This is a genomic window from Pseudomonas savastanoi (assembly GCF_020917325.1).
Lineage (GTDB): Bacteria > Pseudomonadota > Gammaproteobacteria > Pseudomonadales > Pseudomonadaceae > Aquipseudomonas > Aquipseudomonas amygdali.
Genome location: NZ_CP076652.1, coordinates 259,683 through 273,274 on the forward strand (window position 1 = coordinate 259,683; position 13,592 = coordinate 273,274).

The 13,592-nt window shown below is 59.6% G+C and carries 11 protein-coding genes; 4 read left to right on the top strand and 7 right to left on the bottom strand.

What is annotated here, in order from left to right:
• Nucleotides 1-939: 939 nt before the first annotated feature.
• Complete coding sequence (locus tag KP808_RS01225) at nucleotides 940-2,307, bottom strand: CYTH domain-containing protein (protein WP_058402828.1); 1,368 nt, start codon at nucleotides 2,305-2,307, stop codon at nucleotides 940-942.
• Between the two features lie 163 nt (nucleotides 2,308-2,470).
• On the opposite strand from KP808_RS01225, the gene argE reads away from it, so the two are divergent.
• On the top strand, nucleotides 2,471-3,619 hold the full coding sequence (gene argE / locus KP808_RS01230) for an acetylornithine deacetylase (protein WP_230017300.1): 1,149 nt from the start codon (nucleotides 2,471-2,473) through the stop codon (nucleotides 3,617-3,619).
• A gap of 126 nt (nucleotides 3,620-3,745) precedes the next feature.
• Entirely contained in the window at nucleotides 3,746-5,044 is a 1,299-nt protein-coding gene (gene argA / locus KP808_RS01235) for an amino-acid N-acetyltransferase (RefSeq protein ID WP_002555672.1), read from the top strand.
• Between the two features lie 266 nt (nucleotides 5,045-5,310).
• Here argA and gshA read toward each other — a convergent pair whose 3' ends face one another.
• The 3 genes from gshA to KP808_RS01250 form a co-directional block, all read right to left on the bottom strand.
• Nucleotides 5,311-6,903: a glutamate--cysteine ligase gene (gene gshA / locus KP808_RS01240; protein WP_058402747.1), complete on the bottom strand. Its 1,593-nt coding sequence runs from the start codon at nucleotides 6,901-6,903 to the stop codon at nucleotides 5,311-5,313.
• Nucleotides 6,904-7,145: 242 nt separating this feature from the next.
• The gene (locus KP808_RS01245; RefSeq protein ID WP_230017301.1) at nucleotides 7,146-7,529 is read right to left on the bottom strand and encodes a PaaI family thioesterase; all 384 of its coding nucleotides are present in this window, start codon (nucleotides 7,527-7,529) and stop codon (nucleotides 7,146-7,148) included.
• A complete protein-coding gene (locus KP808_RS01250) occupies nucleotides 7,529-9,850 on the bottom strand; it encodes a Tex family protein (RefSeq protein ID WP_230017302.1) in 2,322 nt (773 codons plus the stop codon). Before KP808_RS01250 ends, KP808_RS01245 begins: the two co-directional genes overlap by 1 nt.
• Before the next feature lie 299 nt (nucleotides 9,851-10,149).
• On the opposite strand from KP808_RS01250, the gene ompR reads away from it, so the two are divergent.
• Together ompR and KP808_RS01260 are read left to right on the top strand one after the other, a co-directional pair.
• Nucleotides 10,150-10,890 carry an osmolarity response regulator transcription factor OmpR gene (ompR, locus tag KP808_RS01255; protein ID WP_002555676.1) on the top strand — a complete coding sequence of 247 codons (741 nt, stop codon included), beginning with the start codon at nucleotides 10,150-10,152 and terminating at the stop codon, nucleotides 10,888-10,890.
• 163 nt (nucleotides 10,891-11,053) lie between these two features.
• The gene (locus KP808_RS01260; protein ID WP_004655259.1) at nucleotides 11,054-12,364 is read left to right on the top strand and encodes an ATP-binding protein; all 1,311 of its coding nucleotides are present in this window, start codon (nucleotides 11,054-11,056) and stop codon (nucleotides 12,362-12,364) included.
• 244 nt (nucleotides 12,365-12,608) lie between these two features.
• Here the strand turns inward: KP808_RS01260 and KP808_RS01265 are convergent, their stop codons facing one another.
• Genes KP808_RS01265 through KP808_RS01275 form a run of 3 tightly spaced genes read right to left on the bottom strand, consistent with a single transcriptional unit; the run spans nucleotide 12,609 to nucleotide 13,588 of the window.
• Nucleotides 12,609-13,076 (bottom strand): inhibitor of vertebrate lysozyme family protein, encoded by a 468-nt coding sequence (locus KP808_RS01265; protein ID WP_044319611.1) that lies wholly within the window; start codon nucleotides 13,074-13,076, stop codon nucleotides 12,609-12,611.
• A 2-nt stretch (nucleotides 13,077-13,078) separates the two neighbouring features.
• Complete coding sequence (locus KP808_RS01270; RefSeq protein WP_002555679.1) at nucleotides 13,079-13,243, bottom strand: DUF1328 domain-containing protein; 165 nt, start codon at nucleotides 13,241-13,243, stop codon at nucleotides 13,079-13,081.
• Between the two features lie 57 nt (nucleotides 13,244-13,300).
• Nucleotides 13,301-13,588, bottom strand: a complete 288-nt coding sequence (locus tag KP808_RS01275; RefSeq protein ID WP_002555680.1) for a hypothetical protein — start codon at nucleotides 13,586-13,588, stop codon at nucleotides 13,301-13,303.
• Between the last annotated feature and the right edge of the window lie 4 nt (nucleotides 13,589-13,592).

Below are 13,592 nucleotides of genomic sequence, written 5' to 3' on the forward strand. Positions count from 1 at the left end.
CGGAGCGTGGGGACGATAGTTAACCTAAGGATCAAGATGACTATCGTGCCAATGCTCCGCGTTGGCATGCAGTTCGTGACGCTCTGCGTCACAAGTTTGCGCCGCGCCGCACACTCAAGATCGGACGCGGAGCGTCCAGAACGGCGTCTCCACGCGGAGCGTGGGAACGATAGTTAACCTACGCATCAAGATGACTATCGTGCCAATGCTCCGCGTTGGCATGCAGTTCGTGACGCTCTGCGTCACAAGTTTGCGCCGCACCGAATACTCAAGATCGGACGCAGAGCGTCCAGAACGGCGTCCCCACGCGGAGCGTGGGAACGATAGTTAACTGACGTATCAAGATGACTATCGTGCCAATGCTCCGCGTTGGCATGCAGTTCGTGACGCTCTGCGTCACAAGTTTGCGCCGCACCGAATAATCAAGATCGGACGCAGAGCGTCCAGAACGGCGTCTCCACGCGGAGCGTGGGAACGATAGTTAACCTACGCATCAAGATGACTATCGTGCCAATACTCCGCGTTGGCATGCAGTTCGTGACGCTCTGCGTCACAAGTTTGCGCCGCGCCGCACACTCAAGATCGGACGCGGAGCGTCCAGAACGGCGTCCCCACGCGGAGCGTGGGGACGATAGTAAACCTACGCATCAAGATGACTATCGTGCCAATGCTCCGCGTTGGCATGCAGTTCGTGACGCTCTGCGTCACAAGTTTGCGCCGCGCCGCACACTCAAGATCGGACGCGGAGCGTCCAGAACGGCGTCCCCACGCTGGAGCGTGGGGACGATAGTAAACCTACGCATCAAGATGACTATCGTGCCAATGCTCCGCGTTGGCATGCAGTTCGTGACGCTCTGCGTCACAAGTTTGCGTCGCACCACATGTTCAAGACTGGACGCAGAGCGTGGGGACGATAATCAACGCCACGAAATCCAGCCCTTACAAGCGCAGCAGGGTTTTCCACGCGCGGCTCTGGAATACGGTGATTGCCTGTTGCACGCGTGCATCAAGGACTTCATCGCTGATGTCCAGATTGGCCAGCTCTTCCAGCTTGCGTAGTTCGCCGTACAGGCGGTCCAGCTCCGGCAGGTCCAGCGCGCCGCGTGCCCAGTGCAGCCAGGCCTGGATGCGCTCGATGCGCGGTAGTTGTTCGGCCAGGTCTTCCGGTTGCTGCTGATAGCGGCTTAGCTGCAGCGACGTAGCTTCTTCACCCAGCAGGCGCGGCAGCCAGCTGCTCAACAGCGCAGCGCCCTGACGATTGCCGCGGGTGTTGCGCTCTGTGGTCCAGCTGCGCGCCAGCAACCAGCGCGAAGTGTTCAGCGAGAACTCGCCCCAACGGGTGTCCTGCAACTCTTCCAGAAACTGCTCGTGGGCGGCACCGCGTACATCGGCATCTTCCTGCCCGGCCTGAACCAGCGGGCGCCAGTCCTCCAGCAACGCGTCCAGCGAGGTACGCAGTTGCGCGGTCGAGGTACGTGGGGCGGCTTGGCCAAGGCTGCTGGTCAGGGCACGCAACTCGGCGAGCATCTCGACCCAGTCCTGCAACAGACGCCAGTGACCGTTGAAACGGTATTGCTCGGCCAGACGCTGGCTGCTGCCCAGCAGGTGCCAGGCCAGCGCCGAGTAGGCTTCGTCGAGCGGAGTTTCTGCGTTCAGGGCGGGTGCGGGCAGGCTCAGCGAGTAGCTGCTGGCATCAAGCAGACGATAACCGCGCTCTGCCTTGCTGATATCACACGGCATCAGCGGCAGCGTTGCAGCCAATTCGGCGGCCAGTTCCAGCAGCGCGGCAGGTTCGCCTTCACGCAGCTCGAGTTCCAGCTCGCAGATTTCTTCCTTCTGCTTGCCCGCCACCACCTGGCCCAGATCTAGTGCGGCTTCGATCACCACTTTGGCCTTGCCACGGCCCCAGGCAATTTCGGCCTTTTCACGGATGAAATCGGTGGTGAACAACGGCTTGATGGTTTTCTTGTCCAGCCCGGCCAATTGCTCGGGCCAGCAATCGCCTTCGAGCTTTTTCAGGTCGAGCTTGGCTTTGCTCAGATCCCAGTTGTATTCATTGCGCTCGGACAGGCCGGCAACACTTTGCCCGCGCGTCTTCATGGTCTGGATGATCTGATCGCCATCGCGACGGATGCGCAGGGCGACTTTGGCCTGTGCCAGCTCGCCCTCGGGGGTATCGAAATACTGGTTCGACAGTTCAAGGCGCTCCCAGCCACTCTTGTTGCGTTTCTTGAGCAACGGGTGTTCGCGCAGTGCAGCGAGGGTCTCGCGGCTGACGCGGAGTTTGATTTCTGTTTCTTTTTGCATGGCCGGGGGAATCCAAACGCTGATACTGATAAACGGGAGCGCAGCCCATGACTGAACGGCTGCTAAGGCCGTCAGTGTACAGGACATGGCCCGAAACGGTTTATTCCTGGGTTGCTATGGCCCTATGATGGGCCGTGTTTCGTCTTGATTACAGGAAGCGTCCATGCCGTTGCCGTCCATGAAAGACCAGTTCGCCGCCTTGATCGCCGCACCCTCGGTGAGCTGCACGCAGCCTTCTCTGGACCAGACCAACCGGCCTGTCATTGATCTGCTCGCCGGATGGCTCGGGGATCTGGGTTTTGCCTGCGACATCCAGCAGGTTTCCCCCGGCAAGTTCAATCTGCTGGCGACTTATGGCACAGGCCCTGGCGGTCTGGTACTGGCGGGGCACAGCGATACCGTGCCATTCGACGAAGCGCTGTGGAGAACCGACCCGTTGAAGCTCACCGAAGTCGATGGCCGCTGGGTCGGGCTGGGCAGCTGCGACATGAAAGGCTTCTTTGCGCTGATCATCGAGGCGGTGCGTGGGCTTATCGATCAGCCGTTCAAACAGCCGCTGCTGATTCTCGCCACCTGCGATGAGGAAAGCTCGATGGCTGGCGCCCGTGCACTGGCAGAGGCCGGACGTCCGCTGGGCCGCGCAGCAGTTATCGGAGAGCCGACCGGGCTCAAGCCGATTCGCCTGCACAAAGGCGTAATGATGGAACGCATCCACATCCTCGGGCGCAGCGGCCATTCTTCAGACCCCAGCCTTGGCCACAGCGCGCTGGAGGCGATGCACGACGCGATCAGCGAACTCAAGGGCCTGCGCACGCAATGGCAGGCGCAATACCGCAACCCGCAGTTCACGGTGCCGCAACCGACCCTGAACCTGGGCTGCATTCATGGTGGCGACAACCCGAACCGGATATGTGGCCAGTGCTCGCTGGAATTCGACCTGCGCCCATTGCCGGGCATGGACCCTGAGGTGCTTCGGGCAGCCATTCGCCATAAGCTTGAGCCGCTGGCCGAGCTGCATCAGGTACAGATCGACTATGCGCCGCTGTTCCCCGAGTGTGCGCCCTTCGAACAGGCTGCTGACGCTGAACTTGTGCGCGTTGCTGAACGACTGACCGGTCATACGGCTGCAGCAGTAGCATTCGGCACCGAAGCGCCTTATCTTCAGCGCCTTGGCTGTGAAACGCTGGTGCTCGGCCCGGGCGATATCGCCTGTGCGCATCAGCCGGGGGAATACCTCGAAATGTCACGTCTGGACCCTACAGTGCGTCTGTTACGTCAATTGATCGAACATTATTGCCTGACTCCCCAGTGAGCCCGGTATTACCAACGTTGAATACAAGGAGATTGCGCGTGTTGCCAAGCCTGTCCCGACGATAACCACCACACCGTTGTGCGTGCTTTTTCTCTTCGTCCATTTTCTCTACAGGCTCTTGTTGTCATGCCCGAATACGTCAACTGGCTTCGCCACGCGTCTCCGTACATCAATGCTCACCGTGATTGCACCTTCGTCGTCATGCTGCCCGGCGACGGCGTTGCGCACCCTAACTTCGGCAATATCGTCCACGACCTGGTGCTGCTGCACAGCTTGGGTGTGCGACTGGTGCTGGTGCACGGCTCGCGCCCACAGATCGAAAGCCGTCTGGCCCAGCGCGGCATTACGCCGCGTTACCATCGCGACATGCGCATCACCGATACCGAAACCCTGGAGTGCGTGATCGATGCTGTGGGTCAACTACGCATTTCGATCGAGGCGCGCCTGTCGATGGACATGGCTGCTTCACCGATGCAGGGCTCGCGGCTGCGGGTGACCAGTGGCAACGTGGTAACTGCGCGGCCTATCGGCGTGCTGGAAGGTGTCGATTATCAGCACACCGGCGAAGTGCGTCGGGTTGACCGCAAGGGCATCAATCGCCTGCTGGATGAGCGTCATATCGTGCTGCTGTCGCCGCTGGGTTATTCACCGACCGGCGAGATTTTCAATCTGGCCTGTGAAGACGTCGCCACGCGCGCGGCCATTGATCTGGCTGCCGACAAACTGCTGCTGTTCGGTGCCGAAACCGGGTTGCTGGACGAGCAGGGCCGACTGGTGCGCGAGCTGCGTCCGCAACAGGTGCCTGCGCACTTGCAGCGTCTGGGCGCCAACTATCAGGCTGAATTGCTCGATGCAGCGGCCGAGGCCTGCCGCGGTGGCGTGGCGCGCAGCCATATCGTCAGCTATGCCGAGAATGGCGCACTGCTGACCGAGCTGTTTACCCGCGACGGTGGCGGTACGCTGGTTGCGCAGGAGCAGTTCGAGCTGGTGCGCGAAGCGGCCATTGAGGACGTCGGCGGCTTGATGGACTTGATCACGCCGCTGGAAGAGCAGGGCATTCTGGTACGTCGTTCCCGCGAAGTGCTGGAGCGCGAGATCACTCAGTTCAGCGTGGTCGAGCGGGAAGGACTGATCATTGCCTGCGCGGCGCTGTACCCGATTGCAGACTCGGAGTCAGGCGAACTGGCATGCCTGGCCGTCAATCCGGAATATCGCCACGGTGGGCGCGGGGACGAGTTGCTGGAGCGCATTGAAAACCGCGCCAGAGCGCTGGGTATCAAGACCCTGTTCGTCCTCACCACCCGTACCGCGCACTGGTTCCGTGAGCGTGGCTTCGAGCCCAGCAGCGTCGACCGCCTGCCAAGCGCCCGCGCGTCGCTGTACAACTACCAGCGTAATTCGAAGATCTTCGAAAAGGCGATTTAAGCCTGGGGGCGGACGCAGAGCACTCTTGGCTATATTTTGTGGGAGTGAGCAAGCTCACCCACGCCCTTCGGGCAGAAGCGCAGAGCATTGGGCACGATAGTTGAGATGATCGTTCCTCACGCTCCAGCGTGGGAATGCAGTTCTCGACGCTCTGCGTCGTCAAGAGGACGCGGAGCGTCCAGAAAGGCATGCGACGCAGAGCGCCGCACGATAGTCGCGCCTGCACCGGCACCTTCGAGAGCAAGCTCCCCACAGTAATTGCACGATCAGTTGCTGATCGACAGAATGCTCGCCTGATACGACCCCACGAACGTGTCGAACTCCACCACTTCCTCGGTCGCTTCCAGTTCGGCCTGTTCTTCGATCGAGGTTTTGGCCTGGGCTTCGAAATCTGCCTGTTCCTGAGCGCTCAGCGGGTGAGTGCGGAAGTATTCGGCGTGGGCCTGGCTCTGGCGCAAAGAGAAAGCAGTAAAGCCCTCGTTATGCGCTTTCATGCTGGCCAGCACCTGGGCCGAAGGTGTGAGCGACGCATCGTCGATCTTTGCCTGTTGCACGGCAATCGACTTGATGTGCTCGTCGATGCCCTGGGCCTGATCCAGCAGTCGGGCAATCGGTGTGATTTTTTCCAGCAGCTCGGTTGCCCAGGTCTTGAGATCAACAGGGCTGTTGTTGCGCAGCAGGTTCAGGCCCGGACGGCGACCTTCCTTGACCACTGCCAGGAAGTTCGAGCTTGCATTGGAACACTCATGGCTGGCCAGTTGCTGGCTTTCCTCAAGCGCGCAGTACAGCACGAACGCATCGATGAAGCGTGATTGCTCCAGGCTGATGCCGGTAGGCAGGAACGGGTTGATGTCCAGGCAGCGTACCTCGACGTACTGCACACCACGGGCCACCAGCGCCTGAATAGGGCGCTCGCCGCTATAGGTCACACGCTTGGGGCGAATGTTGGAGTAGTACTCGTTCTCGATCTGCAGCACGTTGGTGTTTAGCTGAATCCACTCGCCGTTCTGGTCATGAGTACCGACATCGACGTAAGGCTTATAAGGCGTGGCCACGGCCTTGCGCAGGCTGTCCGTGTAGCTGACCAAGTCGTTGTAGCAAGGGGTCAGGTCGGCCTGGGCGTCGCTTTGATAGCCCAGATCGCTCATACGCAGGCTGGTGGCGTACGGCAGATACAGGGTGTCGGCGTCGAAATGCTGTTCCAGTTGATGTTGGCGGCCGCGCAGAAAGCCCGCATCCAGCGCTGGCGAAGCACCGAACAGGTACATCAGCAGCCAGCTGTAGCGGCGGAAGTTACGGATCAGCGCGATATAGGAATGCGATTGGTAGTCGCGCGCGTCGCCAGCGAAGTCTTCGGTCTGCTTGAGCAGCGCCCAGGCGTCTTCCGGCAACGAGAAATTGTAATGAATGCCAGCGATGCACTGCATGGTCTTGCCATAGCGCAGCGCCAGGCCCTTGCGGTACACGTATTTGAGCTTGCCAATGTTCGACGTGCCGTAATAGGCAATCGGTATGTGCTCTTCATCGGGCAGCGGGCATGGCATCGACGGGCTCCAGAGCAACTCGTCGCCCAGCTTGCTGTAGGCGAAGCGATGGATCTTGTCCAGGCTGTCGATGGTCTCGGCCGGGTTCTTCAGCGCAGGCGTGATGAACTCCAGCAGCGATTCGGAATAGTCGGTCGTGACCTGACCGTTGGTCAGTGCAGCACCCAGAGCTTGCGGGTGAGGCGTCTGTGCCAGTTCTGCCGTTGCAGTAACGCGCAGGCACTCGCGCTCGATACCGTGCAGGCACTGCTCCAGCAGAGAGAGGTTGTTGCGCTCGCCGAGCAATGCAAGACGACGGTTTAAAAGTTCGCTCAAGGTGTAATCCTTCACGCATCGGTCGCCCCGATATGGGGGTGGACTTGACGGTCTACAAGGGTGAAGAAAGGAACTGGCGTAGTCGCCTGGTTGGTCTGTAGCGCCTGTTCACAATCACTGCTCTATGTCGTACCACCCAAATGGACTCGGCACCACGCTAATGGTGCCGAAATTAACCTAAATGATGTCGATACGGCTAGGTTCTGTTCACAGTGATTGCTTTCATCAGCCTTTAACTCAGTCTAGATGACTGCGAATGTGCCCTGAGCTTTGGCGACGAGCTTGTCGCCCTGAACGACCTCAGCCTCGACCACCAGCGTGCGGCGACCCGCGTGCAGCACCTTGGCGATGCACAGGACTTCGCCCTCGGAGACGCCGCGCACGTAGTTGATCTTGCACTCGATGGTGACACTGCGCTGGTCGAAACCATGGGAGCTGGAACAGGCCAGCCCCATGGCGATATCGACCAGACTGAAGATTGCCCCGCCATGCATCACGTTGCCGCGATTGCGCAGATGCGCCTCCAGCGGCAACGCAACCTCCGCCACGCCTTCGTCCAGACGCCGCAGTTCGCAGCCGAGCATCTTGAAGTAGGCGCTGTGGGTCAGATCTTCAGGAATATCCATCAGCGCTTCTTCAACTGCTTGGCATTGGCAAACAGCGAAGCCATTGCGTTGTTGATGGGCGCGGGTGCAGTGGTTTCCTTGCGCAGGGCGCTGTTCTGCTGGCGAGGCGAAGAACCTGGACGGGCACCGCGTGCGCCGTCGACCTTCTCGCCAGGCGTGTCACTCATGCGCATCGACAGGCCGACGCGTTTGCGCGGAATGTCGACTTCCATGACCTTCACTTTCACCACATCGCCGGCCTTGACCGCTTCACGCGGGTCCTTGATGAACTTCTCGGACAACGCCGAGATGTGTACCAGACCGTCCTGATGCACGCCGATATCGACGAACGCACCGAAATTGGTGACGTTGGTGACCACGCCTTCGAGAATCATGCCCGGTTGCAGGTCCTTGAGTTCTTCGACACCGTCCTGAAACTCTGCCGTCTTGAACTCTGGACGCGGGTCGCGACCCGGTTTTTCGAGTTCCTGCAGAATGTCGGTCACGGTCGGCAGACCAAAGGTCTCGTCGGTGAATTTCTTCGGGTCCAGGCGTTTGAGAAAGCTCGCATCGCCAATCAACGAGCGAATATCGCGGTCGGTTTCTGCCGCAATACGCTGTACCAGCGGGTAGGCTTCCGGGTGAACGGCAGAAGAGTCCAGCGGGTTGTCACCTGTCATCACGCGCAGGAAGCCTGCGGCCTGTTCAAAGGTCTTTTCGCCCAGACGACTGACTTTCTTCAGCGCTGCACGCGTCTTGAACGCGCCGTTTTCATCGCGATGCGCAACGATGTTCTGCGCCAGAGTGGTGTTAAGGCCGGAAATCCGCGCCAGCAACGCCACCGAAGCGGTGTTCACGTCCACGCCCACAGCGTTCACGCAGTCTTCAACCACCGCGTCCAGACCGCGCGCCAGTTTGAGCTGCGAGACGTCATGCTGATACTGACCGACACCAATGGACTTCGGATCGATTTTCACCAGCTCGGCGAGCGGGTCCTGCAAGCGACGGGCGATGGAGACTGCGCCACGGATCGATACGTCGAGGTCCGGGAATTCCTTGGCGGCCAGTTCCGACGCGGAATAAACCGATGCGCCTGCTTCGGAAACCATGACCTTGGTCATTTTCAGACCTGGGTATTTTTTGATCAGGTCGGCGGCCAGCTTGTCGGTTTCGCGGCTGGCGGTGCCGTTGCCGATAGCGATCAGGTCGACCGAGTGCTTGGCGCACAGGGCAGCCAGCACGGCAATGGTCTGATCCCACTGGTTTTTCGGCACATGCGGGTAAACGGTCGCGTAGTCGAGCAGCTTGCCGGTGGCGTCCACCACAGCGACCTTGCAGCCGGTGCGCAGGCCCGGGTCCAGGCCCAGTGTGGCGCGTTGGCCAGCCGGGGCGGCGAGTAGCAGGTCGTGCAGGTTGTGGGCGAAAACGTTGATGGCTTCGGTTTCCGCGCCGTCGCGCAGCTCGCCCAGCAGGTCGGTTTCCAGGTGGCTGTACAACTTGACCTTCCAGGTCCAGCGCACCACCTCGGCCAGCCATTTGTCTGCAGGGCGGTTCTGGTTCTGGATGCCGAAGCGTTCACCGATCATCAGTTCGCAAGGGTGCATGGCACCCGGCAGTTCTTCACCGACTTTCAGTGCGGAGCTGAGAAAACCTTCGTTGCGGCCGCGGAAAATCGCCAGTGCACGGTGCGAAGGCATGCTCTTGAGCGGCTCGTCGTGTTCGAAATAATCGCGGAACTTGGCGCCTTCCTCTTCCTTGCCCGGCACCACGCGTGCGCTGATTACCGCTTCCTGTTTGAGGAAGCTGCGCAGCTTGTCGAGCAACGATGCGTCTTCGGCGAAGCGCTCCATCAGGATGTACTTGGCGCCTTCCAGCGCAGCCTTGACATCGGCCACGCCTTTCTCGGCGTCGACAAAACGGGCTGCTTCGGCGTCCGGGGTCAGGCTCGGGTCGTTGAACAGGCCGTCGGCCAGCTCGCCCAGGCCGGCTTCAAGGGCGATCTGGCCCTTGGTGCGACGTTTCTGCTTATAAGGCAGGTACAAATCTTCAAGGCGGGTCTTGGTGTCGGCCAGCTTGATGTCGCGAGCCAGCTCCGGGGTCAGCTTGCCTTGCTCTTCAATGCTGGCAAGAATGCTGACACGCCGGTCATCCAGCTCACGCAGATAGCGCAGGCGTTCTTCCAGATGGCGCAATTGCGTGTCATCAAGACTGCCGGTCACTTCCTTGCGGTAGCGGGAAATGAAGGGCACGGTCGAGCCTTCATCCAGTAGTGCTACGGCCGCTGCGACCTGTTGTGGGCGTACGCCGAGTTCTTCGGCGATGCGGCTGTTGATGCTGTCCATAAAACCACCTGGAGTTGTGAGCAAAAAACTGGGCTATGTACGAATTGCCTTGCCTGAATATCGTCCGCCAGCATTTATTTTCAGCGCTGGCGAACCGCCACAAGGCCAGCATTGCCTGACTTTGAGGGCGGCGCATTATACCCGGCGAAGGCGGATTAGGGGATCGGCCGACAAATGTGGTCTTTTTTCGGCGAAAAAGCCTGCACAAGTGCCGCCTCCAGTAAAATCTGCTAACAATGCACAAGGTGCGCATCACCGCAGCTACGCCATAATGCGCCCCGAGATCAGAGGAGCATCCGATGAGCAGCACCGCACAAAATGCTGAAGGCGAAAAAATCCTTATTGTCGATGACGATCCGGGGCTGAGCAGTCTCCTGGAACGTTTTTTCACCAGCAAGGGCTACCGGGCCCGCGCCGTGGCAAACGTGGAGCAAATGGACCGACTATTGGCCCGCGAGGTGTTCAACCTTGTGGTGCTGGACTTGATGCTGCCCGGAGAAGACGGCCTTTCAGCCTGCCGTCGTCTGCGAGCCGCGAACAATCAGGTACCGATCATCATGCTGACCGCCAAGGGCGATGAGCTGAGCCGCATCAAGGGGCTCGAACTGGGTGCTGACGATTACCTGGCCAAGCCGTTCAACCCGGACGAGTTGATGGCGCGGGTCAAGGCTGTTCTGCGTCGTCAGGCTGCGCCTGTACCCGGCGCGCCCGGCAGTGAAGACGAGTCGGTCAGTTTCGGCGACTACGAGCTCTCCCTGGCAACCCGCGAACTCAAGCGTGGCGACGTGGTGCATATGCTGACCACGGGTGAGTTCGCGGTACTCAAGGCTCTGGTCATGCACGCTCGCGAGCCGCTGACCCGTGACAAGCTGATGAACCTGGCCCGCGGCCGGGAGTGGGATGCGCTGGAGCGATCCATCGACGTACAGATTTCCCGTCTGCGTCGCCTGATCGAGCCGGATCCTTCCAAGCCCCGCTATATCCAGACCGTCTGGGGCGTAGGCTATGTATTCGTTCCGGATGGTGCCGGTAATCGCTGATAAGCCGGTTGTCAGCACAGAAGTCCGTCATTCCCGCCAGTTACGTCGATAATCTCTTTCAAGGTTATCGGCGTACTGGTTTTTTGCGTTCGTCCATCGGGTCCGGCCCGCGTTCGGCAAACCTGCGAGCCTCGCTCGCCTTGCAAAGTGTATGGCTGCAGTTATGAAGACTCCGCTCTGGTTTCCGCAAAGCTTTTTCTCTCGCACGCTCTGGCTGGTGCTCATCGTCGTGCTGTTTTCCAAGGCCCTGACGCTGGTTTATCTGTTGATGAACGAAGACGTGCTGGTCGACAGGCAATACAGCCACGGCGTTGCGCTGACGCTGCGAGCGTATTGGGCAGCCGATGAAAATGATCGTGAGGCGATTGCCGAAGCGGCCGGTCTGATTCGAGTCGTGGGCGGTGGCGTGCCGGAAGGTGAGCAGCACTGGCCGTACAGTGAGATCTACCAGCGGCAGATGCAGGCCGAGCTGGGTGCCGATACGGAAGTGCGTTTGCGTGTGCACGCACCGCCCGCGCTCTGGGTAAGGGCGCCGAGCCTTGGGGATGGCTGGCTGAAAGTGCCGCTTTATCCGCACCCGTTGCGCGGCCAGAAGATCTGGAGTGTGCTGGGCTGGTTCCTGGCCATCGGGTTGCTCTCCACGGCGTCGGCGTGGATTTTTGTGCGTCAACTGAATCAGCCGCTCAAGCGTCTGGTCTTTGCGGCTCGACAGCTGGGGCAGGGGCGCAGCGTGCGCTTGCCGGTCAGTGACACACCCAGCGAGATGACCGAAGTCTATCGGGCCTTCAATCAGATGGCCGAAGACGTCGAACAGGCCGGGCAGGAACGCGAACTGATGCTGGCTGGCGTCTCCCATGACTTGCGTACACCACTGACGCGTCTGCGCCTGTCTCTGGAACTGATGAACGACAATGAGTTCTCCGAAGGCATGGTGCGGGACATCGAGGACATGGATGCCATTCTTGATCAATTCCTGGCGTTCATTCGCGATGGGCGTGATGAAGAGATTGAAGAGGTCGATCTGGGGCATCTGGTGCGCGACGTGGTTGCACCCTTCAATAACGATGAAGACAGCATCCGTCTGTGTCTGGAACCTATTCCGCCGTTCCCGCTAAGGCGCGTATCGATGAAGCGTCTGTTGACCAATCTGATTGGCAACGCAAGGCATCATGCCGGTAACGGTATCGAAGTGGCCGCTTATGTATCCGGTGACAGAAACGCGCCGTACGTGGTGTTGAGCGTACTGGACAGGGGCGCAGGCATCGATCCGTCCGAGCTTGATACCATCTTCAATCCGTTCATTCGCGGTGACCGCGCACGCAGCGGCAAAGGGACCGGCCTGGGGCTGGCGATCGTCAAGCGTATCGCTGCCATGCACGGCGGCAACGTCGAGTTGAGAAATCGTTCGGGGGGTGGCCTGGAGGCGCGGGTGCGTCTGCCTTTAGGGCTGATGCTGCCGAGGGATGCTATCTAGAAAGAATCGTAAAGGGCATAAAGCGCCGTGCGGGTCATGGAAAATGTTCGACAGGTCGACGCATTCTTGAGGACTTGCACGGCAGCTTGCCTGACCCGGCCCTTGGCGGAGGTACTCCCTGTACCCCTAGGTCACGCCGATCCATTCGATCAACGCATCCCGGCCCCTTGGTCATGCGCGCACCTTCCTCAGGCCGCACAAACAAGAGAGGTATCGGCTTCTGGAGCCGATACCTTCTTCTGAATCAATACCAGTTCGGGTCTTTGCGCAGCTCTTCATTCAAGAGCTTTTGCATGCCCTCGTCAGGCTTACCCAGGTAGCGGTAAGTTGCGTGACGAGTTGGTGATTTATCCGCAGGCAAGCCCGCAGGTACTTCAACCAACATGGCGTAAGCATCTTCCTTGTCGAGGCTGAAAGCCACGATCAGGCGTTTGCTTTTGCACGTATCGGCAGTTTCGCAAAGCGGCCCGACAAGATACTTGTCACCGTCTTCGGTGGCCGCTGTCATCTGCTGCTCGGAAGCTCCGGACAGGTTAATCACCCAATCCGGCAACCGCTCTTCCTTCTTGACGACCTTCGCCCAGGTTGTGCGGTACTCGGGAGCGGAGCTTAAAAGCTCGTTGACCCGAGACTGTCCATCATTGGCTGCCATGACCATGGCGCTGCCGCCCATCAACAGGGCGGCGGCCAGTGTGCGAAATGACGTGTGCATTATCAGCCTCGACCGCGACGACCGAAGAAGAACGACACAACGAACATCACCAGGAAGACGACGAACAGGATCTTGGCGATACCGGTAGCCGTGCCCGCGATACCACCGAAGCCCAGTACTGCAGCGACAATGGCGATGATCAGAAACGTGATTGCCCAACTCAACATGGTGATACTCCTTTTTGGTGCCGTTTTAATGTGAATGCTGCGATTTTTCAGGTCGGGTCAGAAAACCCATTTTTGCTGCGGTGCGACTTCATCTACAGACACCAAGCCATCGACAGGGCGAAGGCTCGAAGACGCATCCTTGACCGCTGGGGCGCTTACGCCGCGGTAAGAAATGCTGCTGGTCTGGATGAATTGCTGTCTGGCTTGAGTTGCTTCGTTGGCTTGATTCCAACGCTGGAACTGCTGAATGGCGATCAGAGTGACAAGCAGTGCAAGGAGTAGAAAAAGACCTTGCTGAATGTGCAGGGGGGAGATACGCAATTGTGCAATACGCTGGCTGTTCATCTGC

Excerpts from the sequence above, each read along its gene's own strand:
- KP808_RS01275 (WP_002555680.1), bottom strand. The coding sequence starts at position 13,588 with ATGAACAGCCAGCGTATTGCACAATTGCGTATCTCCCCCCTGCACATT.
- KP808_RS01260 (WP_004655259.1), top strand. The coding sequence starts at position 11,054 with ATGAAGACTCCGCTCTGGTTTCCGCAAAGCTTTTTCTCTCGCACGCTC.
- KP808_RS01225 (WP_058402828.1), bottom strand. The coding sequence starts at position 2,307 with ATGCAAAAAGAAACAGAAATCAAACTCCGCGTCAGCCGCGAGACCCTC.
- KP808_RS01245 (WP_230017301.1), bottom strand. The coding sequence starts at position 7,529 with ATGGATATTCCTGAAGATCTGACCCACAGCGCCTACTTCAAGATGCTC.
- KP808_RS01250 (WP_230017302.1), bottom strand. The coding sequence starts at position 9,850 with ATGGACAGCATCAACAGCCGCATCGCCGAAGAACTCGGCGTACGCCCA.
- argA (WP_002555672.1), top strand. The coding sequence starts at position 3,746 with ATGCCCGAATACGTCAACTGGCTTCGCCACGCGTCTCCGTACATCAAT.
- ompR (WP_002555676.1), top strand. The coding sequence starts at position 10,150 with ATGAGCAGCACCGCACAAAATGCTGAAGGCGAAAAAATCCTTATTGTC.
- KP808_RS01265 (WP_044319611.1), bottom strand. The coding sequence starts at position 13,076 with ATGCACACGTCATTTCGCACACTGGCCGCCGCCCTGTTGATGGGCGGC.
- argE (WP_230017300.1), top strand. The coding sequence starts at position 2,471 with ATGCCGTTGCCGTCCATGAAAGACCAGTTCGCCGCCTTGATCGCCGCA.
- KP808_RS01270 (WP_002555679.1), bottom strand. The coding sequence starts at position 13,243 with ATGTTGAGTTGGGCAATCACGTTTCTGATCATCGCCATTGTCGCTGCA.